The sequence below is a fragment of the Neobacillus mesonae genome, from assembly GCF_023715155.1.
GTDB classification, from domain to species: Bacteria; Bacillota; Bacilli; order Bacillales; family Cytobacillaceae; genus Neobacillus; species Neobacillus mesonae_A.
This window is the reverse complement of sequence record NZ_JAMBNQ010000001.1, coordinates 351836-371953: the sequence shown is the minus strand read 5'-3', so window position 1 is coordinate 371953 and position 20118 is coordinate 351836. Positions and strand designations below refer to the sequence as shown.

Here is a 20118-nt window from a genome sequence, read left to right as displayed (position 1 = left end):
TCGCCGTTAACGACTGCGGAGTCTACTTCGTGCCCGAACTTATGAGAGACAATGATTTACGCCTTTGCAGGCACTCACGCAAGATGGAAATACGTTAGATATACTTGAGTCTTCGTACTTTCCGCTGCCATCAACAGGGTCCTTTAAATAACCTTAAATGTTCTAAAATGTTAAATAGCTAACAACTCTTGCTCTTCAACAAATTTTAGGGCATCTTTTCTGGTAATGATTTGATTTGTAGTAAATGTTTCCAACAGTGAAACATAAAAACTGCCATCAAAGCTCTTCTGGGCTTTTAATGTCAGTTCTATTGCTGTGTTAATCAATTCATCAGATGCATTCGTATATTGTTTCCCGAAATAAATAAAACCTATTGAGTCTTCTTTAAAATGAAGGCCCTTTCCCTTCAAGTATTGCAGGTAATCTTCCACTGTTCGCACGTACTAACATTCCCCTCCAAAAAACTTGCAAATTCATTTAAAATCTTAACCTAATTTTATTGATTTTACTATCCTTTTTTGTAAACTTATGACCTGCCATTCCTACTAATACCCCTAAAAGCGCCCCGCCTAATACTTCCTCCGGCTGATGGCCAAGCACTTCCTTCAGCTTTTTAGGAGCATCCTCCTTAAATTCAAGACTTTCCTCTTTATGAATCTTTTCAATTAATTCATTAAGCGAATTTACTTTTAAAGTAAGTTCACCAGTCTGCCTTCTTACTCCTTGGGCATCATACATTACAATTAAGCCATAAATAAGGGACAAAGCAAAGTCAAATGTTGGCATCCCACGCTGTAAAGCTATATACGTTGTTAAGGTGGAGACACCCGCCGAATGGGAGCTCGGCATCCCGCCTGTACTAAAAAATAAATCAGGACGCCACTCCTTCTTTTTTATATAATACAATGGAATCTTTACACCTTGAGCAAGTGCTATGCTAAGAAGGGACAAATAAACTCCCTTATTCATTTTCATCACCTCTTCCATTATTGTTTAGAAAGCGGTGTTTTATTATTCGAAACGGAAATACTAAAATTTGTGGAGGTGAATTGTTAATGGGTAAAAAAAGTAGAAACCGGGGGGTTAAGGCACCCGGAGTAAATCCTCAAGGATATGGACAAGACGCTGAGTTTGCTGAGGAGCCTAAAAGCAAATTGGAAAATCGTGCAAAAAAATCTAATACCAAAATATAAACGAATATCAATGGGCAACTGGCTGCCCCAAAAGTGGCAGCCAGCGTTCTTAGCTATGATATAAATGATTCCATTGGCAGAAGCCGCTGCAGGCCGCGAATTTCCAGCTCCATTAACTTATCTAATGCTTTTTCCTTTTTAATGTTTAGCCCAGCTTCTTCAATCGTACAGCTTACAGGAACATCACATTTAATCTCCGCCAACCTTCTGGATAGATGGAGCATTTCTAAATCCTGTTCTATCTTTGTCCGGTTTGATTTGGATAACTTGTCAAGGTTTGAAACAATCTCGTCAACATGATTATATTCTTTTAAAAGCTTCAGGGCAGTTTTTTCGCCGATCCCCTTAACCCCAGGATAATTATCACTGGAATCCCCCATCAAGGCTTTTAAATCAATCATTTGTTTTGGTGTAATTCCCTTTTCTTCAAAAAATGTTTCGGGTGTATGGACATGATAGTTGCCAAAACCTTTTTTTAGTAAAATAACAGAAACTTGATCATCAAGCAGCTGCAGAATATCCTGGTCACCAGTCAAAATGGAGACATGGGTGAATTCTTTTATTTGGTTTGCAATTGTCCCGATACAATCATCAGCTTCAAATCCTTCAAGCCCAATGTTAGGTATATCAAATGATTCCACAACCTCTTTAACAAGGTCAAATTGGGGAATTAACTCGATTGGAGCTTCTCCGCGGTTCCCTTTATAATCCGGGAACAGTTCCGTTCTAAACGTTTTACTGCCCATATCCCAGCATACGGCTAAATGTGTCGGCTTAAACGTAGAAACAGCGGTAAACATATGCTTTATAAACCCATGAATTCCATTCGTTGGAATTCCTTTTGAATTAATCATAAAATGTCCGGAAACGGACGTTGCGTAAAATGCACGAAACAGCAATGCCATCCCGTCAACCAGCATGAATGATGGCTTTTGAGTCATTATTTTTTTAACCTCCCAACAAAGTTAAAGCGCCCAATTAGCAGAATGCACTGATTACTGGGCGCTTAACAATACGTCTTCCATTATAACATAAAACCGGACTTAAAATTAGTCGATTTCATTTTCCTTATAGCTAATCCAATCACTGAAACTTCCTAAGTACAGTTTCACTTTTTCAAAGCCTGCTTCTTTTAATGCAAGAAAATTTGGAACTGCGGTCACACCTGAGCCACAGTAAACAATGACTTGTGTAGTTAAGCCGATATCAGAGAATCTCTCTTTTTGCTCCTGAACTGACCTAAATTGGCCATTAATAAAGCCTTCCAAATAAGGCTTATTGATGGCCCCCGGTATATGTCCCGCTATCTTATCAACCAGCTCTTCAATTCCCAAAAATCGCTTAGATTCCCGTGAATCAATCAATACAGCATCCTTTTCTCCAGCAGATACCGCTCTCACTTCGTCAACATCAGCCAAAAGTTCATGACGAATATTGCTGTTAAAATGAGTTTTTTCAAATACAGGAATATCCGTAGTCAACGGATATTCAGCAGCCTTCCACTGCTTAAATCCGCCATTCAGAACAAATACTTTTTCATGACCTAAATATTGCATCAGCCACCAAAATCGGCCTGCAAACGCACCTTCACCATTATCATATGCAACAATAGTAACCGTCTCATCAATTCCTGCCTCTTCCAGTTTTTGAATTAATTCTTGTATGTTTGGCAGCGGATGGCGGCCGCCATGGATATCTACAACGCCTGATAAATCTTTTTCTAAATCAAAAAATACAGCTCCTGGCAAATGGCTTTTTTTATATTCCTGGCTGCCTTTATCTTTATCTGCCAATGAGAACCGGCAATCGACAATCCGAAACTTGCTGTCATGCAAATTTTTAAGTGTCGACTCTTTATCGGCAATGTACTTCATTTGCGATGTCCCCCCTCATTTTTCTCTAATTCATTAATTTTTGCTGAATTTCTGTTAAACGTTCAAGCGGCACACCACCATCTAATGCCGTTAGTAAACTTAAATAGAAATCATCAATCTGCTCTTCTGCCAGCTTCATTAAGCGGCTGAATTCATTTGTTATTTCTGCAGCATAATGACGGTTTGCTTTCCCAGCTTCCTGTCGTAAATACTCATCAGCCAGTGGGTCTAACACCTGTTGAAGCTCATCCTGCATCAATTCCTTGTCACCTTTTTCAAAGAACGCTTTTGGGTTTTTGAAATAGGACTTTGCCTTATTGAAGGCTTGTTGGTCTGTCGTGATAAAAGCAATTGGGAAATCAAGCTGATTAGTGATTTGAACCTCAAACTTTGAAAAAGACAAATCAGGATTAATTTCATGTAAAAGACGAATCAAAGCCTCCTGATATTCCGAGAACAATTTTTCTGCAAACCGATCGAGTCTTACAGTTGTTGCCCGCATCTCTTGTGCAAAGTCAAATCCAATACTTTCTAAAAATTCATCCAGCGCCCCTTGTAAAGATTTTTTTAAATTCCGTCCATCATCTCTTAAAGTAGATGGATTAAACGCCTCTTTAAAGAAATCACCAAACCGGAAAAAGACACGCTGTTTGATGTAATAAACTAACTCTTCTGCCTCCTGCCGCATACGGCTGTTTAAATGATCAGCTGATTGCTCTTTTAATAACTTTCCAATTTCAACCTTTTGGTGTTCTATATTTAACCGCTTTTTCTGTTTAATACTTTGATCTTCTTTTGATGTTTGTATCAGCTTGCTGATGACTTCCTGTATCCGTTCCACTTCTTTTACAGCGGAAGAAACAGCCATTTCGGTTAAGTCAGTAGAAATAAATTCTGAAAAATTCTGCTCAAAATGGGTCATCCCCGAAGGTTCAGAAACTGGTTGATTGGTCTTCTCCTGTAATGCTAATAGACTTGATAATGGATAAAGATGCGGATTTCTAATTCCGTACTTTACCAGCTGCTCTTTCACATAATTGCAAACAGCCTTTTTCTCTTCCTCGTTTTCTGCCAAGTCAATGGCATTAATAATGAAAAACATTTTATCAAGCTGGAAGGATTCTTTTACCCTGCCTAATTGAATTAAAAATTCCCTGTCGGCTTTAGAAAAGGCATGATTGTAATAAGTTACAAACAAAATAGCATCAGAATTTTTAATGTAATCAAAGGCAACCCCAGTGTGGCGGGCATTAATTGAATCAGCCCCCGGTGTATCCACCAGCGTGATCCCTTTTCGGGTTAAGTCACAGTCATAATAGAGTTCAATCCATTCCACATAACAAGACTTTTCCTCCAAGGCTACAAACTCATTAAACTCGTTTATATCTGTTTCTAATACCGTTCCAAGAAGCGGGACAAAGGATGCATATCCTTTTGTAAATGCCTGCAAAAATGCAAAATGTGTTTTCTCTAAAACACCAGCCTGACCTTTTTCAAGCATAATTTGTTTTATTACATTTGCCGCTTCTTCAAAATCATTTGCATGGAGATCAAAAACCTTTAAGGAACGATTGACATCTTCAAGCATTGCTGCCTTTTCCTTAAATTTAACCAGTGCAGTGCCATGTTTATATCGAGCTGTTACCGGTTTAATCTTATTTATGGCTGCAGTTGTCGGATTAGGTGAAACAGGCAGCACTTTTTCCCCCATCAGAGCATTGGCAAAAGAGGATTTGCCTGCACTAAAGGCACCAAATAATGCAACAGTAAACCCTTTGTTCTCTAATCGGCTTGCTTTCTCCACTAATTCACCTGAAAGCTTTTGAAATCCTGGTAAATCGGCAATTAAGCTGGAAGCAAGTTTTAAACGTGAAACGGTGGTTTTCAAATAATCCTCAGCTTGCTTTTCTATTTTTTTAGCAGGAACCGAAATAGGTTCATTGGTTTGAACCGCTTGACTTTCATATTTTTCAGCTGTTGCAGCCGGCTTCTGTTCCAACTTAATAACTTCGTATTCTTCTTCATCCTGTTCAAACAAATCATAGTCATCACCATCAAAGGCCTCTGTTTGACTTATGATTAATTGAAGTTGTTTTTCTTTTTCAGCAATGGATTGTTGATATGCATTTAATTCTGATAATGCATCTACATATCTTTCCATTTTGCCAAATTCCTTTTCATATTGCGCCTTTAAATTTGCTGTCTGGTCGGCTGCTGCTTTAAGAAATTGATCTTTAAATACAGACAATTGGTCCCTGGCAATCTTCTTAATTCCGTTCGCAACATCATCAGTATAATGAAGTACATATTCACCAGTTAAGCGGGCCCCTGTCTTAACAGCGTCTATTAATATTTCTTTAGGAACAGTAAGTGAAAACGATTGTGCGAGTTCCAGGAGCTCACCTTGATTCAATTTTGACTCTTTTAATGTTTTTAGTAAGAACTCCCTTAAATGCCATTCAAGCTGAGACTTCGCTTTATCGGTAATATCTTCGTAAAACTTTTCAAGCCTTGCGTTTTTCTCATCAAGGGTTTTCTGTTTAGAAAATAGAAATCCTACCTTAAATTCCGGTTGGCATGATTCCAAATAACTTTCCGCAAGTGATCTAGTTTGAAACGGCATTAAATAAGCATTCTTTAATATTTCTTGGAGTTCATTATCAAACTCTTTTTCCTTTTTTGAAACACCATCATTTATTATCGAAAGATTGGAAGAAAGCTTTTGAAAGGAATCCATTAATCCTTCTTTTTCTTCTTCGGATAACTCATTTAATCTGTCAAAAGCACTAGAATGTCTTTCTTCTTCCTGTTTACTTGTTTGCTCAACATGTTCTCGGGCAATTTTTTTCAAGGAGTTAAAAACAGATGGGAGCAAATATTGATCCTTTGATGCCAAATGGTCGGCAATAAACTCCTGAAGCTCCTGGAATTGATTTAACGGGTGATCTTGGTATTTCAAAGATGTATAAAAAATCTTTGCAGGTTTCACTCCCCAAGAACCAAATGAATCAACCACACTTTTTTGAAAGTCTTTAAAACTTAGTTCCTCATCTTTATGTTTATCAATTTGATTCACAACTAAATAAACTTCTTTTCCAGCCTCTGTCAATTCTTTAGTAAATAAAAAGTTCAGTTCTGCCTGTACATGGTTATAGTCCATTACATATAGAATCAAATCAGCCAAATGAATAGCTGATTCGGTCGCAATTCGGTGTGCATCGTCTGCTGAATCAATACCTGGGGTATCCATGATAACGGTGTTTACAGGCAGTTGTGAATCACTGTTGCTAATCTCGATTTCTTCAATTTGGTCGCCATCTTTACAATAATTTTTGACAAGCTCATAATCATAGGGAGCTAAATATAACCGTGGTTTTTCATTTTTAAAAAATACCTTGGCGTAATTTTCGCCAGATTTTACTTTAACAAGATTAGCACTTGTAGGAATCGGGCTTGACGGCAATAAATTTTCACCGACCACTCGATTGATCATCGTCGATTTTCCTGCAGAAAAATGACCGCAAAAAGCAATCGTATATTCTTGATTTGCTAATTTTTTTGCAAGCTGTTTTACTTTTTCCGCATTTTCTATATCGTTCTGCTCGATAAAATATTCATATAACAGAACGATTTTCTGTTTCAATGTCTTGATTGTCTCATTTTGTTTGGCTGTTTTCAGCATTACTCATATTTCCCCTTAATAACATAATAATAATAATAATTTCTATTTTATACGATAATTCGAACTTTTCCTATCCTCATACACGCATCAGCAGAAATTTCCACAAAAAAAATCAAGGAGTATATTACTCCCTGATTTTTTTAAGTTCATTTCAATGAGTTACATTTTTTAAAACATGTTTCATGACAAATGCGTAAATAATAATCGTTCCGAAGGCAAATGCATAAGCCATATGTAACACTCTCCTTATCACCCTCACTTTTTGAGAATGACTTTCATTATTAATTGTTAAATAAATAATAACATAGCTGATAATCATTTTCAACTGTCCATAAGAAATGGTTCCAATTATTTTATCCCGATTTAACGTGCAGTAAGACCCCCGCTTCAATGCTTACATAAAGCAAGAAGTTAAAGGGGGGGATCAACTGCTGCATTCGCCCGTTTGGAGAGACACAGCGAAACTTACCGATGCATAAGCAGATGTTCAGCCTGATCCAGCCAGTGTTTGTATTGACTCTTAATCGGTGCGATAGCAACGGTATTAAAAACAGTACAACGGGACTAACCAATTAGTTTAGGATAATCCCCCACTGATTGAGGTTTTACTTTATAAACTTTGGAATAAACCGATTTGATCCATGGAAGTTTCCTTCATATTCCGTTAAACTTTGGAGTGCTTTTTCTTCTGCTTTAATCCGTACTCTTAACATGAAAATATTTAATACAGTAAAGATACATGCAGTAATATAATCATTAAACAATAAAGGAACCAGCACAAATTCCAGTGAAACAACTGCATAATTTGGATGCTTTATGAAGCGATATGGCCCCTTCATAATGACCTTCTCATTTGGTATAACTATTATCTTCGTATTCCAATATCTGCCCAGCGAAAGAATAACCCAGCCTCTCATGAATTGAGTCGTGATAAAAATGATTAAAATAGATGCCCATACTGGAGAAAGTTCTCGATTTAAAAATACCTTTTCAAGAATCATTGACACAAAAAATAAGACATGCATCATAATCATATATGGATAATGAGAGGTGCCAAATTCAACAGCACCACGCTGCTTCATCCAATTTTCATTCTTTTTTGCCATCATGAGTTCGATTAAACGAATGATGATTAAATAAGCCATAAAACACATAAACGGAAACAAATCCTTCATTCAAACCACTTCAACAGCAGCAATTCTGAACTGAATCCTGGTCCAAGTGCAGTGCACAAGCCGTAAGAACCCCTTGGAATTTCCATTTCCAAATACTGCTTTAACACATAAAATATGGTCGCAGAAGACATATTTCCATATTGGCTGAGCACATCCAAGGATACTTTGGTCATGGATTCCGGGATTTCTAATGCTTTAACATAGGCATCTAATACCTTCTTGCCGCCGGGATGGGCAATAAAGTAATCCAATCTTTCTAAATCGATACGTCCTTTTTGTAAAAAATCCATAACATTCGGTTTAAGCCAATCTTTAACAATCCGGGGAATATCTCTTGAAAAGACTACAAATAACCCATCATTCTTAATGTCCCACCCCATAACATCTAAAGAATCCGGCATTAGGGTGGATTGAACAGCAATGATGGATGGCATTGTCTTTTTTTTACGAAAATGTTCCAAATTACATTCGTCACCACAAACTAATATGCACGCAATCCCATCCGCAAAAAGTGATGTTCCAATTAAATTACTTTTTGAAAGGTCATTATGCTGAAATGTAAGACTGCACAATTCCACTGAAAGAACAAGGACTTTTGCCTCTGGAAAAGCTAAACAATATTCATATGCCCTTGATAGACCTGCAGCTCCTCCAGCACAGCCGAGCCCCCAAATAGGAATCCGTTTTGTATTTGGATTAAATGGCAGCAGATTCATAATTCTAGCTTCAATTGTCGGGGTAGCCAACCCTGTAGTAGAGATAAAAAAAATAGCCTCGATCTCTTCAAATGGAATGGGGCTTTTTAAAAATGAATGATTGTTTAAACATTTCTCTATAGCCTTTTTCCCGAAAGTAACGGCAGCCTCAATATAGGCATTATTTTTCTCTTCGAACGTATGGGTTTGTCTAAACCAGTCTACATTTTTCACAAAATATCTTTTTTCAATTTGGCCGTTTTGAAACGCCTTCAAAAGCCTCTCAATATCTTTGTAAGAATTGGAAAAAAGGTCTCTTGCAAATTCTATTGCCTGTTCTTGCTTAATTTCAAAAGGAGGAATAACTTCTGCGGATGAAACGATTGTAGGCATAATCAAACCCCTTCATTGTTTTTGAGGGTATTTTTTCCAGTGTAGAGGATTTTATTCAACTTGTTTTTGTGGATTTTGGAACTGGGCCATTCTTAAAGTCGAAGCTTAAAGTCTTATATAATAAAAAAAGCTCCCCCGCTCTGGAGAAGCCAACGTTTTGAAGGTTGTTGTTGTTGTTGTGCCCTTTCATTATATAACAGGTTGAATGGACAAGCATTACACAATCTTTTCCAATTGTACAAAAATACAAAAATTTATTTCTTCCCTCATTCTCTTTATTTCTCAGGTTGTTTTTGAATTTCAATTTTAATTTTATTGTTTGCCAGAGTTCCACATACTTTACAGTGCTCTACTTTGTTATACAATAAACGGCACTGTTCACAATAATATTTCTCCACTCCCATCACTCTCTTCCTGGATTAAAAATTTGATTTTTATTATTTTATTTTTGTTATTCATATGCGGTGACAGGACAAGGTGTGATTTAGATTACTAACATTGAACTATCCACATCACAGAAGAGAAGTGATAATTCACATTAATGTCACATTTGGACAGCACTGATTGTGACATTAATCACTGTTGTATCAACTTTATATCATTACCATAGTAGATACATTAGTAATGAACAATTTGTGAAAATGGAAATTTGATATTTTCCTTACGTAATTGTTTTGTATTATGAAAGAGAAATGACTAATTTATTTTTTATGTTTTTGAAGGGAGTGCATAGAGATGGCGAAGGTTGAATTAAAAGCAAAACAGAATACCGAAATTGAAGACAGGTCTTCTCTAAAAGGAACAATGGCTTCAGTGTTATTTTTATTGTTATTTATTATCGTTTCATGGCTCGGAGTCTACTATCTATTCGTAGATCGTTTTTAATTGGATTAGAGGGGGAAAGAAATATGCACATGCATAAGCTTGAAAAGATTTGGTTGATTTTAGGAATCAGCTGTCTGATCATTTTTTTAACAACAGTCGGTGTAAGTGCTTTCTATATGGGCAACAAACCGCCAAGCTGTTTATTAACAATCGACCCGGAAAAGGTGGATCAGCAAAAACCATTTGATAAGCCTGGTCTGCACAAGGTTGAAGGAAAAGAATGGGATTATGAATTAGTCTATGTTGCACAAGCATTCTCCTATAATCCAGCAAAGGTGGAGATTCCGCTTGGTGCAAAGGTCAAAGTTATTGCAACAACTAAAGATGTTATTCACGGTTTTGAGGTTGCTGGAACAAACATCAATATGATGCTGGAGCCTGGCTATATCAGCGAATATACAACAACGTTTGATAAAGAGGGCGAGTATCTGATTGTTTGTAATGAATATTGCGGTTCAGGTCACCATTTAATGTTTTCAAAGATTGAGGTGGTTAAAAAATGATTAACAATGCAAAAGCTATAGTTAAAGTAGATTCTAAAGATGCAAAGCTTTCCATGGCACATTTCTTTGTTGCATTTGGGGCACTCGCTATAGGAGGGCTTATGGGGTTACTGCAAACCCTTGTCCGCTCTGGTAAATTTGAACTTCCATTTGGAATTGGCTATTATCAGATTCTAACTGCACATGGTGTATTAATGGGACTTGTCCTTACAACATTTTTTATCATGGGATTCCAATATGCTGCCGTCAGCAGAACTGCCGGACCACACTCAAGTGCCGCAAGACGAACTGGCTGGACCGGATTTTGGATGATGACAGCGGGAACCTTAATGTCTGGTACAATGATTTTATTAAATGAAGCATCTGTCCTTTATACATTTTATGCCCCGCTAAAGGCACACTGGATTTTTTACTTAGGATTAACTTTTGTCGTTGTCGGCAGCTGGGTTGACGGGATAGCACAAATTATGACTTACGCCAAATGGCGTAAAAACCACCCCGGAGTACCAAGTCCATTATTAAGCTTTATGGCCGTTATTAATACTGTCTTGTGGATTGTGGCTACTTTAGGTGTTGCTGCCACTGTTTTATTCCAATTGCTTCCTTGGTCTTTAGGTTTGGTAGATACAGTAGATGTTCTTGTCAGCCGTACTTTATTCTGGTATTTTGGACACCCGCTCGTATACTTTTGGCTGCTTCCAGCTTACATGTGCTGGTATGCTGTTGTCCCAAAAATTATTGGCGGAAAAATTTTCTCTGATTCTTTAGCTCGTTTATCGTTTATCCTATTCCTGCTTTTCTCAATTCCAGTTGGTTTTCACCACCAATTGACAGAACCAGGTATTGATCCGGCATGGAAATTCTTTCAGGTAATTTTAACGTTTATGGTTGTCATCCCATCGTTAATGACTGCATTTTCTCTATTTGCAACATTTGAAAGATATGGCCGCAGCAAGGGGGCAACAGGAATTTTAGGTTGGTTTAAGGTCCTTCCTTGGAATGATGCTCGATTTATCGTACCATTTATAGGTATGGCAGCCTTTATCCCTGCTGGTGCAGGCGGTATTATCAATGCTTCAAACCAAATGGACCAAGTTGTTCATAACACAATTTGGGTAACAGGGCACTTCCATTTGACAGCAGCAACATCGGTTATTTTAACGTTCTTTGGAATTTCTTATTGGCTGATTCCTCATTTAACTGGAAGAAAGCTAACGAAAAAAATGAATAAATTAGGAATCATTCAGGCATGGGTTTGGTTTATTGGAATGGCGTTCATGTCAGGGTCCATGCACATCCAAGGACTTCTAGGCGGCCCGCGTCGCTCTTCCTTCTCAACATATGGCGATTCTAAGCAGGCTCTAGAATGGATTCCTTACCAAATTGCTCAAGCGGTCGGCGGTACCATTCTATTCATCGGTATTATTTTAGTACTAGTAATATTCATTAATCTTGCGTTTTTTGCTCCTAAAGGAGATGAAGAATTTCCTGTCGGGGAAGCAGAAAACTCGGAAGAAAGAGCCCCAATGGTATTCGAAAACTGGAAATTGTGGCTTGGAATTTTAACAGCATTGATTCTTTTTGCATATACGATTCCATTTATCGATATTATCCAAAATGCCCCTCCAGGATCAAAAGGATTTAGAACATGGTAGAATGAAAATTGCAGGTCCTTGGAATAATGAAGGGCGTCAATCCAAAGAGATTGACGCCTTTTGTTTTTTGGGAATACTAATATTAACTATTATTACAGATGATAGAATAATCAGGGTGCCAATTGCCTGAACTAAACCGAAGCTTTCCTTATAAAGTATTACACTTAATAGTGTTGCCACGACCGGCTCCACCGTAGCGATAATTGCCGCCTTACTGCTCTCAATTTTCTCAAGACCTTTTGTATATAATAAAAAAGCAATTACCGTTGGAAAGATTCCTAAACCTCCTCCATATAATAATACTTCTCTGCTAAACAATAAGTCCCCTTTATTCCAAAGTTGTGTAACCGGAATCAAAGTAATGGCTGCCACTAAAAACGTATAAAAAGTGACAGTAAACGAAGAATACCGATCCAATGCAAATTTCCCAAAGATGCTGTACAAAGCATATCCAAAACCTGCTCCGAGTCCTGTAATAATTCCGAGTGTACTTAAAGAGACGGTATCGTTTTGGCTGACTCCTGCAATCAGGGTACATCCAATAATTGTACCGATAACAGATGCACCCTTTATCCAATTCATCTTCTCCTTTAAAAATAAAAACGATAATATAGTCACGAATGCAGGTGATGTATATAATAAAATTACTGCCAAGGATAAATTCATTTTATTCACTGAGGTAAAGTAGCACCAATTAAATAAAACGATACTAAAAATACCTGTTCCAATAAATAACTTGATATCTTTTAAACGAATTTTCATCTCAGGCTGAAATTTTAAAAGGCCTATAACCGCAAGCAATATGGCCGCAATGACCACTCTAATGGTTACTATCTCCATGGAGGAAAGGCCAATACTTGAAAGTTTCCGTACAAATATGGCTATGATCCCCCATAATGATGCACTGACTGTAATTAAAATAATCGGATATATGCGCTTCAATTTAACTGATACACCTGCCCATATTTTTCATATAAGTAATCAATTAAATATTTTGCATTTAATCCTTCACCTGTAACATCCTGTAAAATTTCAAGCGGTTTCTTCAATTTTCCATATTGATGAATTCTTTTTGTCAGCCATTCTTTAATTGGCAGCAATCTTCCCTCTTCCAATAATTGATCAAAATTCGGCAGATCCTTTAACATCGCCTGCTTGAATTGAGCGGCATACATATACCCTAAAGCATATGATGGAAAATAGCCAAAGCTTCCACCCGCCCAGTGAACATCTTGAAGTACCCCTTGAGCATCATTTTTAGGCCGGATTCCCAAATATTGTTCATACATATCTTTCCATATGTCCGGAAGGTCCTTCACTTCGATTTGACCATTAAATAATCCCTTCTCAATCTCATAACGGATGATAATATGCAGCGGATAGGTTAGCTCATCTGCCTCAATCCGAATAAAAGAAGGCTTAGATTCATTTATTGCACGGTAAAAATCATCTACTCCAATATCATCAAACTGACCGCTGGCATAGGTTTTCAACAGCTTATAATTCTGTTTCCAAAATGCGAGGCTGCGCCCAACGATATTTTCGTAGAAAAGAGACTGTGATTCATGGATACCAGTTGATGTCCCATCACAAAGAGGTGTGCCAATTAAGTCTTTTGAAATATTTTGTTCATATAACGCATGACCGCCCTCATGGATTGTGCCAAAGATAGCTGTGCGGAAGTCGTGTTCATTATATCTGGTAGTAACCCTTACATCACCTGGATTTAAACCGATTGCAAATGGGTGTACTGTTTCGTCAAGCCGCCCGGCTTCGAAGTTATAGCCCATCTGTTCTAGAATCCTTAAGCTGAATTTAAGTTGTTTATCCTTTGAAAATAGATGGAATAAACAATCTGTTTTTGGTTTATTTGGTGAAGCTGAAATTTGTTTTACTAAAGGGATGATTTTTTCTTTTAGTTCACCAAACACCTTATCTAAAACTTCTACTGTCATGCCTGGCTCATACAAATCCAGCAGGACATTGTATATATTTTGCTTATGACCCCAATAACCGGCAAACCGTTTTGTCATTTCAACCAATTTTTCTAAATATGGCTGAAACATCTTGAAATCGTCCTTTTCTTTTGCCTCCTCCCAAACGCTTTCTGACTTTGACTGGAGAATAACAAATTCTTTAAATTCATTTTCCGGAATCTTTTTATTCCGGTCATATTCTTTTTTACATACTTCTAAAGTTTTTTTTGTTTTATCTGGCAGTTCAACTTTTGAAAGATTAGCTATGTATGCGGCCATATCTTCTGATATTGACATATTAAAAACTTCAGTGGATAACAAACCAATTACTTCCGACCTTTGTTCCACTCCCTGCTTGGGTGCTCCCGTTCTTAAATCCCAATAAATTACACCAAGCGCCTCATTATAGGCCGACATCTTTTTTACATAATCTAAAAACTCTTTCTCCGTTTGCTTAAGATTCACAACTGGCTCCCCCTCCTTTTTTATGTTTAATTTTATCATACTCTTCTGAAAAAATTATTAAAAAAAAAACAACAGAAATGAATTCTGTTGTAAAATAAGTTTATAGGAAAAAAGAGAATGCAATATGGAAATTACATAAATAAAACGTTAAGTGAGAGTTAAAAGATATCCGATTATTATAAAATGAGTTAAACCTTACTTTTTGCTAATTGATACTTTCCATGATTCAGGGCCTTCTTCGGAATATTCCCAAGTAAATTGTTCAGGTCTTTCCATCATGAATTGATATAAAAGCGGCCTGGGATCATGGTCATTCACAATTTGCATTGTTTCTCCAGATGCCAATTCATCAAATGCTTTAAAAACTGTTGGATGCTTTTCTCTTGGTGGATAATCTGGTACATTAATAATCTTTGCAAAAGTTTGCATCATTATCACTCCTTTTAATTTGTTAACCTCTATTACATTATAAAAAATGTTTTACCAATTAATAGTGAAGCCTATCACACCTTTATCATGATTTTATTAATAGGGTCTATAAGGGTCTATAAGGGTCTATAAAAAGGAGGCAGTAAAATTGAAAGAATTGGCAGGTACATGTAAGTGCTGTGGTAAAGAAATTTATTGTTTAGACGGTTTTTTTAACGGTATTATTACAGATGATAAACAGACTTACTGCTTTGATTGTCACGAAAAGATAGATAATGTAGAAAAAAATCCGCAAAGCTAGGCTTTGCGGATTTTTTTCTTTTCTATGTTACATTGAGAATTATTTTCAAAAAACATCAAATCTATGATTCAGGTCACATATTTCATGTGATTTCATTGCTACAATGTTAATGAAAAGGAATTATTAACATGAAGGTGATGTAAATGAGGCTGGAGGATATTGAAAAAAGTCTGTCTGATGTCCGTCTTTTTAAAGAGCTGTCATCAGATGAGCTGGCGCCCATAGTTGAAATTGCTCAATCAAGGTTTTACAAGCATAAGATGTATGTCTTTATGCAGGATGATCCCCTTGACCGAGTGTTTTTCATTCAGAGCGGCAAGGTTAAAATCTATAAAACTGACTTTACAGGCAAAGAGCAAATCGTTTCAGTACTGGAGCCTGGAGAACTATTTCCCCATGCCGGTTTTTTTAGAAAGGGAAAATATCCTGCATATGCAGAGGTCATGGAAGACGCAAATTTAATCGTTATTCCGATAGATAAATTTGAAGAAATTCTTATTTCAAATCCAGAGTTGTGTATCAAATTATTTAAGGTTCTTGGGGAAAAGATAATAGATTTACAAGCCAGGCTGGAAGCCCAGGTACTTCACAATACCTTTGAGCAAATTATCCTGCTCCTTATGAGGCTTTGTAAAACCAATGGCGAAAAAATCGGCAGCAAATATAAACTGACAACACAATTCACCAACAGAGAATTAGCCAATATGATTGGAACGTCCAGAGAAACAGTCAGTCGAACGATTAATCAATTAAAAAAGAAAAAACATATCCTTCAGGGGGAAATGGGTGAATATTACATAGACCGTGAATCCCTCCAATCAGAATTATTTATTTAAATAAATATAGAAAAGGAATGAATTCAAATGGAACCTAAAATTATTGAAATAGATGTACGCGAGGACTTAAAGAATAAAATTGAGCCATTCCAAAAAATTATGGAAGCCGTAAAGGAATGTAAAAAGGATGATATTTTTATCCTGCATGCACCCTTTAAGCCGACACCGCTTTTTACTGTATTAAAAGCAAAGGGCTTCTCACATGAAGAAGAGGAAATTGAAAAAAAACATTGGAAAGTAACTTTTACAAAAACCAAATAAGGAGTGCGAACGCAAATGAAAATTTTAGATAATCGCGGACTAGAACCGCCGCAGCCAATGATGCGTACATTAAATGCTCTAACAAAAATGAAAGATGATGAAGTATTAACCATCATAAACGACAGACGTCCAATGTTCCTTTATGAACAATTGGAGGAACTTGGTTATAAACAACGAACAGAACAACAATCAGACGGAAGTTTTAAAATTGAGATCTTCCGTTAAGAAGGTGAAAACATGCTTCCTCAAAATCTAGGAAGTGAAACGAATATCAAACTTCCTTTTTCCTTTATTATTTTCAGTTTAATTGCTTTAGTTGTATCCCAGCTTCTCCTTCTGTTCAATGGGCAAATGATGGCCGGAGGAGCTTTCAGAATTCCCGCTATCTGGTCTGCAGCACATCTTATGGTCTTGGGCTGGGCATTATTGGCGGCTATGGGCTCAATGTATCAGCTCGTCCCAGTAGCATTTTTGACAAAAATCTGGAATGAAAAATTTGGCTTTCTTCAATTTTTTGTTACAGCTATTGGAATCAGCTCTTTTGCAGCAACACTTTATTTATCACCAAAAAATGCGTTGATTCCTGGTATTCTTACCCTTTTAGGAATCTTGATGTTTTTATTCCAAATGATGATGACATTAAAAACCCAAGCAAAGCCAAATATCCTTACCGCTTTTGTCGGAACAGCATTGGTTTGTTTATTTTTAACCATTACTTTAGGTATTACCTTAATTTGCAGTCTAAAAACTGGTGCAGGTGCCGGCCATTACCAAGCAATTTTTCAAAGCCATTTGTTACTTGGCCTTACCGGCTGGTTTACGCTGTTAATTTTCGGTTTTTCCTATAAGATGGTCCCTATGTTTTCATTGTCACATGGTTTTCCCATGATTCAAGCAAAATTCGTCTATGGTTTTTATGTTTCAGGACTTATCCTAACACTAATTTCATTCTTAACTGGTCAAAACATTCTATTAAAACTTGGATTCTTTTTACTGTTGGCAGGTTTCTCCATCTTTAGCTGGCATATAAGCATTATTATAAGAAAGAGATTGAAGAAAAAACTTGATAAGCCATTTACGTTTGCCATTTCCGCTATTGGATTTGGAAATCTAATTCATCTGGCTGCCTTTATTCTTTTATGGACACCAAGCTTTAAAGACCTGGTGGGACCTCTGGTATATGCCTATATTTTGCTTTGGATTATCCTTAGCATTACCGGCTACTTATACAAAATTGTTCCATTTTTATGGTGGACATATAAATATAGTAAAGAAATTGGGAAAACGAAAGTGCCGTCATTAAAAGATATGATGAATGATAAACTTATTGTCCCTGTTCTTTCATCATTTATTGCTGCGGTATTAATCATTTTTTGTTCGATGGCTATAAAATCTCTCATACTTTTTAATATTGGCCAAATAGTGGTATCGATTACGTTTTTAATTATTGCCTTAAGTATCATAAGTGTACTAAAAAAATAAACGAGGTGTTTAACATGGATTTAGAAGAAAAAATTCTTGAAGCACTAAAAAGTGTTTATGATCCCGAATTGAATATAAATGTAGTTGACTTAGGCTTAATTTATGGTCTTGGTATCTCTGACGATGGTGATGTTCAAATTACGATGACTTTAACAACACCTGGTTGTCCTCTTCATGACAGTATTTCGAATGGAGTACGCCAATGTCTTGAAGGACTAGAGGAAGTTAAAAGCGTGGATGTTAACGTTGTCTGGCAGCCAGCTTGGTCTCCAGATAAAATGACGGAAGACGGTAAAAGAGCCCTAGGAATATGGTAAAATGAAAAGCGGAAGCGCCTTGTCCAGGCCTTCCGCTTTTTTTAATCTATTTTTACCGGTAAAACCGATTTAACATGCTCTAGAACAGTTAAATCAAGATTTTCATCTAATAAAATATGAACTGTACCATGATCCTGTTCACTTCTAATTAATCGACCTAGACCCTGCCTTAATCGAAGCAGCATATACGGTAAATCCACCTCTGAAAAAGGGTCAAGCACGCCATCCTTTTTAGCGGTAAAGACCGGATCATTTGGAGGAAATGGTAATGAAAAAATCAATATATTCTCAAGCGACCGTCCCGGAATATCAAGCCCTTCCCAAAGATGGACTGAACAAAGAACAGCTTGCTCCTCATTTTGAAACTTTGAAACTAAAGTGCTGATTTCCTCTTCTCCTTCAAAATAAATCGGAAATGGAAATATCTCCTCCATTAGATTTTCTTTAATTGCCTTTAGTTCTGCTTGATTATTGACAAGGATTAAGGCTCTCCCATCTGAGTGACGGATTTGTTCATTTACATAATTAAGTTTTCCAATGAAATCTCCACTTGTAAATGAGGGAAGGTAGATTTTCATCATTGCCTCATAATCAAACGGTGATTCTACTGAAAATGATAAGAATTGCTCAATTCCAAGGCTCCTCGCAATATAATCAAACGACTTTTGGTTGGACAAAGTGGCAGACGAAAAGATATACGGTTTCTTTTGCGAGAAAACTTCCTCCCTCATCACCTGTTCTACCATTTTCGGCATAATCACAAGTGTACGTTCCTCCCCAATCTCTTCAAACCAAGTGATCCCATTTAGTTCCTGTAAGAAAAGAGATAAGGAATACGTTATTTTTTCTAAATATTCCTCCACAATCTTTAAAACATATTCATCAATGACAAATAGTTCACTTTCAAATACAAGCTCCTCCTCAAGTTCTTGCAGTTTTGAAAGTAATTTACGGCACTGTTTCATGACTAATGGATGTTTTGTAATGAGGTGTTTTTCTGAATCCTGCATTCGCTTTGCAAATTGGGATAAGGAAGAGAAAAATGCATGATTTTCCATCAGCGCTTCTTCAATCGTATACAATGTTTTTTCTCTAACTTCATTCTCCATTAATCTTGTCAGCAACATCTCTAATGTATAATCTGTAAAACGATAGCTTAATGCTTTCTGAGCAGCAAATTCAAGCAAGTGCCCTTCATCAAATACAACAGAAGAATGTTCCGGCAAAAGCGGCAGCTGTCCTTCCCGTTTGCGGGATTCTTTTGTCCAAATATGCTCCATATAAAAATCATGCGAACAAATAATCAAGTCTTTTGCATGGCGGTAAAATTCCCGGTGCAATGTTAATCCGCAGCGATGACGCTTATCACATGAAAAACAGTCCTGAAGAGGATCCCAGCTTACATTCTTCCAAGTTTCATCCGATAATGCTGAGTAATCCCTGCGGTCACCATATTTTGTAAAGTTCTGCAAAGACCCATTCATATGAACAAAATCAGGTAATTGTTCAAAAATATCGTGAATCTCTTCTGAAAAGTTCTTTACGTGGTCAAGTTTTTTTAAGCATAAATATTGATCCTGAGACTTTGCCAGTCTGACGTCAATTTTTAGTCCAAGTGCCTGTTCCAATTTTGCAATATCGCCTTCTTTTTTGACCAGCTGTTCAATTAACGTCTCATCAGCACAGGCAATTACACCTGGACGATTTGTATAGCGAGCATACATAATAGCGTAAAGCAAATAAACAATTGTTTTCCCTGTTCCAACACCAGCTTCGGCAAACATGACTTTTTTTTCTTTAAAAGCTTTCTCCAGCTGAAAAGCCATGAAGACTTGTTCATCCCGAAGTTCAAAACCTGCATCCGGCAATATATCATAAAAGACATCGCCAATCCATTCACTTAATTTTTCATAAAATGATTCTGTTTTAGAAACTGTAAAAGGTATGCTTTGTTCCATTACTTTCCTCCCCATGCCTGCTAACGGCAATAAAACGA

Annotated in this window: 21 protein-coding genes; 10 read left to right on the top strand and 11 right to left on the bottom strand. The window is 36.9% G+C overall.

The window, feature by feature from the left end; genetic code table 11:
- Nucleotides 1-170 precede the first annotated feature (170 nt).
- A complete protein-coding gene (locus M3183_RS02000; RefSeq protein WP_251465957.1) occupies nucleotides 171-440 on the bottom strand; it encodes a DUF6123 family protein in 270 nt (89 codons plus the stop codon).
- 37 nt (nucleotides 441-477) lie between these two features.
- On the bottom strand, nucleotides 478-969 hold the full coding sequence (locus M3183_RS01995; RefSeq protein WP_251465955.1) for a divergent PAP2 family protein: 492 nt from the start codon (nucleotides 967-969) through the stop codon (nucleotides 478-480).
- A gap of 86 nt (nucleotides 970-1055) precedes the next feature.
- On the opposite strand from M3183_RS01995, the gene sspL reads away from it, so the two are divergent.
- Complete coding sequence (gene sspL / locus M3183_RS01990; RefSeq protein WP_251465953.1) at nucleotides 1056-1193, top strand: small, acid-soluble spore protein L; 138 nt, start codon at nucleotides 1056-1058, stop codon at nucleotides 1191-1193.
- A gap of 53 nt (nucleotides 1194-1246) precedes the next feature.
- On the opposite strand, the gene M3183_RS01985 is transcribed toward sspL, so the two are convergent.
- The 5 genes from M3183_RS01985 to M3183_RS01965 all read right to left on the bottom strand — a co-directional run bounded on the left by M3183_RS01985 (nucleotide 1247) and on the right by M3183_RS01965 (nucleotide 9012).
- Nucleotides 1247-2134: a 5'-3' exonuclease gene (locus M3183_RS01985; protein ID WP_251465951.1), complete on the bottom strand. Its 888-nt coding sequence runs from the start codon at nucleotides 2132-2134 to the stop codon at nucleotides 1247-1249.
- 108 nt (nucleotides 2135-2242) lie between these two features.
- Nucleotides 2243-3067, bottom strand: coding sequence for a sulfurtransferase (locus tag M3183_RS01980; protein ID WP_251465949.1), 825 nt, complete (start codon nucleotides 3065-3067; stop codon nucleotides 2243-2245).
- Between the two features lie 25 nt (nucleotides 3068-3092).
- The gene (locus tag M3183_RS01975; RefSeq protein WP_251465948.1) at nucleotides 3093-6749 is read right to left on the bottom strand and encodes a dynamin family protein; all 3657 of its coding nucleotides are present in this window, start codon (nucleotides 6747-6749) and stop codon (nucleotides 3093-3095) included.
- Between the two features lie 605 nt (nucleotides 6750-7354).
- Nucleotides 7355-7924 carry an isoprenylcysteine carboxyl methyltransferase family protein gene (locus M3183_RS01970; RefSeq protein WP_251465947.1) on the bottom strand — a complete coding sequence of 190 codons (570 nt, stop codon included), beginning with the start codon at nucleotides 7922-7924 and terminating at the stop codon, nucleotides 7355-7357.
- On the bottom strand, nucleotides 7921-9012 hold the full coding sequence (locus M3183_RS01965) for a type III polyketide synthase (protein ID WP_251465946.1): 1092 nt from the start codon (nucleotides 9010-9012) through the stop codon (nucleotides 7921-7923). The genes M3183_RS01970 and M3183_RS01965 overlap by 4 nt, the downstream gene beginning before the upstream one ends.
- A gap of 735 nt (nucleotides 9013-9747) precedes the next feature.
- Here M3183_RS01965 and M3183_RS01960 point away from each other — a divergent pair.
- From M3183_RS01960 to M3183_RS01950, 3 genes are read left to right on the top strand one after another with little or no spacing between them, the layout of a single operon-like run.
- Nucleotides 9748-9897 carry a cytochrome c oxidase subunit 2A gene (locus tag M3183_RS01960; protein WP_251465945.1) on the top strand — a complete coding sequence of 50 codons (150 nt, stop codon included), beginning with the start codon at nucleotides 9748-9750 and terminating at the stop codon, nucleotides 9895-9897.
- A 23-nt stretch (nucleotides 9898-9920) separates the two neighbouring features.
- Entirely contained in the window at nucleotides 9921-10400 is a 480-nt protein-coding gene (locus M3183_RS01955) for a cytochrome c oxidase subunit II (protein WP_251465944.1), read from the top strand.
- A complete protein-coding gene (locus M3183_RS01950; protein ID WP_251465943.1) occupies nucleotides 10397-12055 on the top strand; it encodes a b(o/a)3-type cytochrome-c oxidase subunit 1 in 1659 nt (552 codons plus the stop codon). Before M3183_RS01955 ends, M3183_RS01950 begins: the two co-directional genes overlap by 4 nt.
- Before the next feature lie 36 nt (nucleotides 12056-12091).
- On the opposite strand, the gene M3183_RS01945 is transcribed toward M3183_RS01950, so the two are convergent.
- From M3183_RS01945 to M3183_RS01935, 3 genes are all read right to left on the bottom strand, one after another.
- Complete coding sequence (locus M3183_RS01945; RefSeq protein WP_251465942.1) at nucleotides 12092-12997, bottom strand: DMT family transporter; 906 nt, start codon at nucleotides 12995-12997, stop codon at nucleotides 12092-12094.
- Complete coding sequence (locus M3183_RS01940; protein ID WP_396953686.1) at nucleotides 12994-14496, bottom strand: carboxypeptidase M32; 1503 nt, start codon at nucleotides 14494-14496, stop codon at nucleotides 12994-12996. Before M3183_RS01940 ends, M3183_RS01945 begins: the two co-directional genes overlap by 4 nt.
- Nucleotides 14497-14691: 195 nt before the next feature.
- Complete coding sequence (locus M3183_RS01935; RefSeq protein ID WP_251466267.1) at nucleotides 14692-14925, bottom strand: DUF2249 domain-containing protein; 234 nt, start codon at nucleotides 14923-14925, stop codon at nucleotides 14692-14694.
- A gap of 148 nt (nucleotides 14926-15073) precedes the next feature.
- Between M3183_RS01935 and M3183_RS01930 the strand changes: the two genes are divergently transcribed.
- From M3183_RS01930 to M3183_RS01905, 6 genes are all read left to right on the top strand, one after another.
- Complete coding sequence (locus M3183_RS01930) at nucleotides 15074-15226, top strand: hypothetical protein (RefSeq protein WP_251465940.1); 153 nt, start codon at nucleotides 15074-15076, stop codon at nucleotides 15224-15226.
- A gap of 143 nt (nucleotides 15227-15369) precedes the next feature.
- Nucleotides 15370-16062 carry a Crp/Fnr family transcriptional regulator gene (locus M3183_RS01925; RefSeq protein WP_251465939.1) on the top strand — a complete coding sequence of 231 codons (693 nt, stop codon included), beginning with the start codon at nucleotides 15370-15372 and terminating at the stop codon, nucleotides 16060-16062.
- A 27-nt stretch (nucleotides 16063-16089) separates the two neighbouring features.
- Nucleotides 16090-16323, top strand: a complete 234-nt coding sequence (locus M3183_RS01920; RefSeq protein WP_251465938.1) for a DUF2249 domain-containing protein — start codon at nucleotides 16090-16092, stop codon at nucleotides 16321-16323.
- Between the two features lie 15 nt (nucleotides 16324-16338).
- Entirely contained in the window at nucleotides 16339-16548 is a 210-nt protein-coding gene (locus tag M3183_RS01915; protein ID WP_251465937.1) for a DUF2249 domain-containing protein, read from the top strand.
- 12 nt (nucleotides 16549-16560) lie between these two features.
- Nucleotides 16561-17805 carry a hypothetical protein gene (locus M3183_RS01910; RefSeq protein ID WP_251465936.1) on the top strand — a complete coding sequence of 415 codons (1245 nt, stop codon included), beginning with the start codon at nucleotides 16561-16563 and terminating at the stop codon, nucleotides 17803-17805.
- A 14-nt stretch (nucleotides 17806-17819) separates the two neighbouring features.
- A complete protein-coding gene (locus M3183_RS01905; RefSeq protein ID WP_251465935.1) occupies nucleotides 17820-18122 on the top strand; it encodes a metal-sulfur cluster assembly factor in 303 nt (100 codons plus the stop codon).
- Nucleotides 18123-18163: 41 nt separating this feature from the next.
- Here the strand turns inward: M3183_RS01905 and M3183_RS01900 are convergent, their stop codons facing one another.
- The gene (locus tag M3183_RS01900) at nucleotides 18164-20080 is read right to left on the bottom strand and encodes an ATP-dependent DNA helicase (protein ID WP_251465934.1); all 1917 of its coding nucleotides are present in this window, start codon (nucleotides 20078-20080) and stop codon (nucleotides 18164-18166) included.
- Between the last annotated feature and the right edge of the window lie 38 nt (nucleotides 20081-20118).

What these genes read in the sequence shown, in the direction of transcription:
- M3183_RS01965 (WP_251465946.1), bottom strand. Translation starts at nt 9,012, where the DNA reads ATGCCTACAATCGTTTCATCCGCAGAAGTTATTCCTCCTTTTGAAATT.
- M3183_RS01925 (WP_251465939.1), top strand. Translation starts at nt 15,370, where the DNA reads ATGAGGCTGGAGGATATTGAAAAAAGTCTGTCTGATGTCCGTCTTTTT.
- M3183_RS01985 (WP_251465951.1), bottom strand. Translation starts at nt 2,134, where the DNA reads ATGACTCAAAAGCCATCATTCATGCTGGTTGACGGGATGGCATTGCTG.
- M3183_RS01935 (WP_251466267.1), bottom strand. Translation starts at nt 14,925, where the DNA reads ATGCAAACTTTTGCAAAGATTATTAATGTACCAGATTATCCACCAAGA.
- M3183_RS01920 (WP_251465938.1), top strand. Translation starts at nt 16,090, where the DNA reads ATGGAACCTAAAATTATTGAAATAGATGTACGCGAGGACTTAAAGAAT.
- M3183_RS01950 (WP_251465943.1), top strand. Translation starts at nt 10,397, where the DNA reads ATGATTAACAATGCAAAAGCTATAGTTAAAGTAGATTCTAAAGATGCA.
- M3183_RS01970 (WP_251465947.1), bottom strand. Translation starts at nt 7,924, where the DNA reads ATGAAGGATTTGTTTCCGTTTATGTGTTTTATGGCTTATTTAATCATC.
- M3183_RS01980 (WP_251465949.1), bottom strand. Translation starts at nt 3,067, where the DNA reads ATGAAGTACATTGCCGATAAAGAGTCGACACTTAAAAATTTGCATGAC.
- M3183_RS01975 (WP_251465948.1), bottom strand. Translation starts at nt 6,749, where the DNA reads ATGCTGAAAACAGCCAAACAAAATGAGACAATCAAGACATTGAAACAG.
- M3183_RS01905 (WP_251465935.1), top strand. Translation starts at nt 17,820, where the DNA reads ATGGATTTAGAAGAAAAAATTCTTGAAGCACTAAAAAGTGTTTATGAT.
- M3183_RS01960 (WP_251465945.1), top strand. Translation starts at nt 9,748, where the DNA reads ATGGCGAAGGTTGAATTAAAAGCAAAACAGAATACCGAAATTGAAGAC.
- sspL (WP_251465953.1), top strand. Translation starts at nt 1,056, where the DNA reads ATGGGTAAAAAAAGTAGAAACCGGGGGGTTAAGGCACCCGGAGTAAAT.
- M3183_RS01900 (WP_251465934.1), bottom strand. Translation starts at nt 20,080, where the DNA reads ATGGAACAAAGCATACCTTTTACAGTTTCTAAAACAGAATCATTTTAT.
- M3183_RS01995 (WP_251465955.1), bottom strand. Translation starts at nt 969, where the DNA reads ATGAATAAGGGAGTTTATTTGTCCCTTCTTAGCATAGCACTTGCTCAA.
- M3183_RS01915 (WP_251465937.1), top strand. Translation starts at nt 16,339, where the DNA reads ATGAAAATTTTAGATAATCGCGGACTAGAACCGCCGCAGCCAATGATG.
- M3183_RS01955 (WP_251465944.1), top strand. Translation starts at nt 9,921, where the DNA reads ATGCACATGCATAAGCTTGAAAAGATTTGGTTGATTTTAGGAATCAGC.
- M3183_RS01910 (WP_251465936.1), top strand. Translation starts at nt 16,561, where the DNA reads ATGCTTCCTCAAAATCTAGGAAGTGAAACGAATATCAAACTTCCTTTT.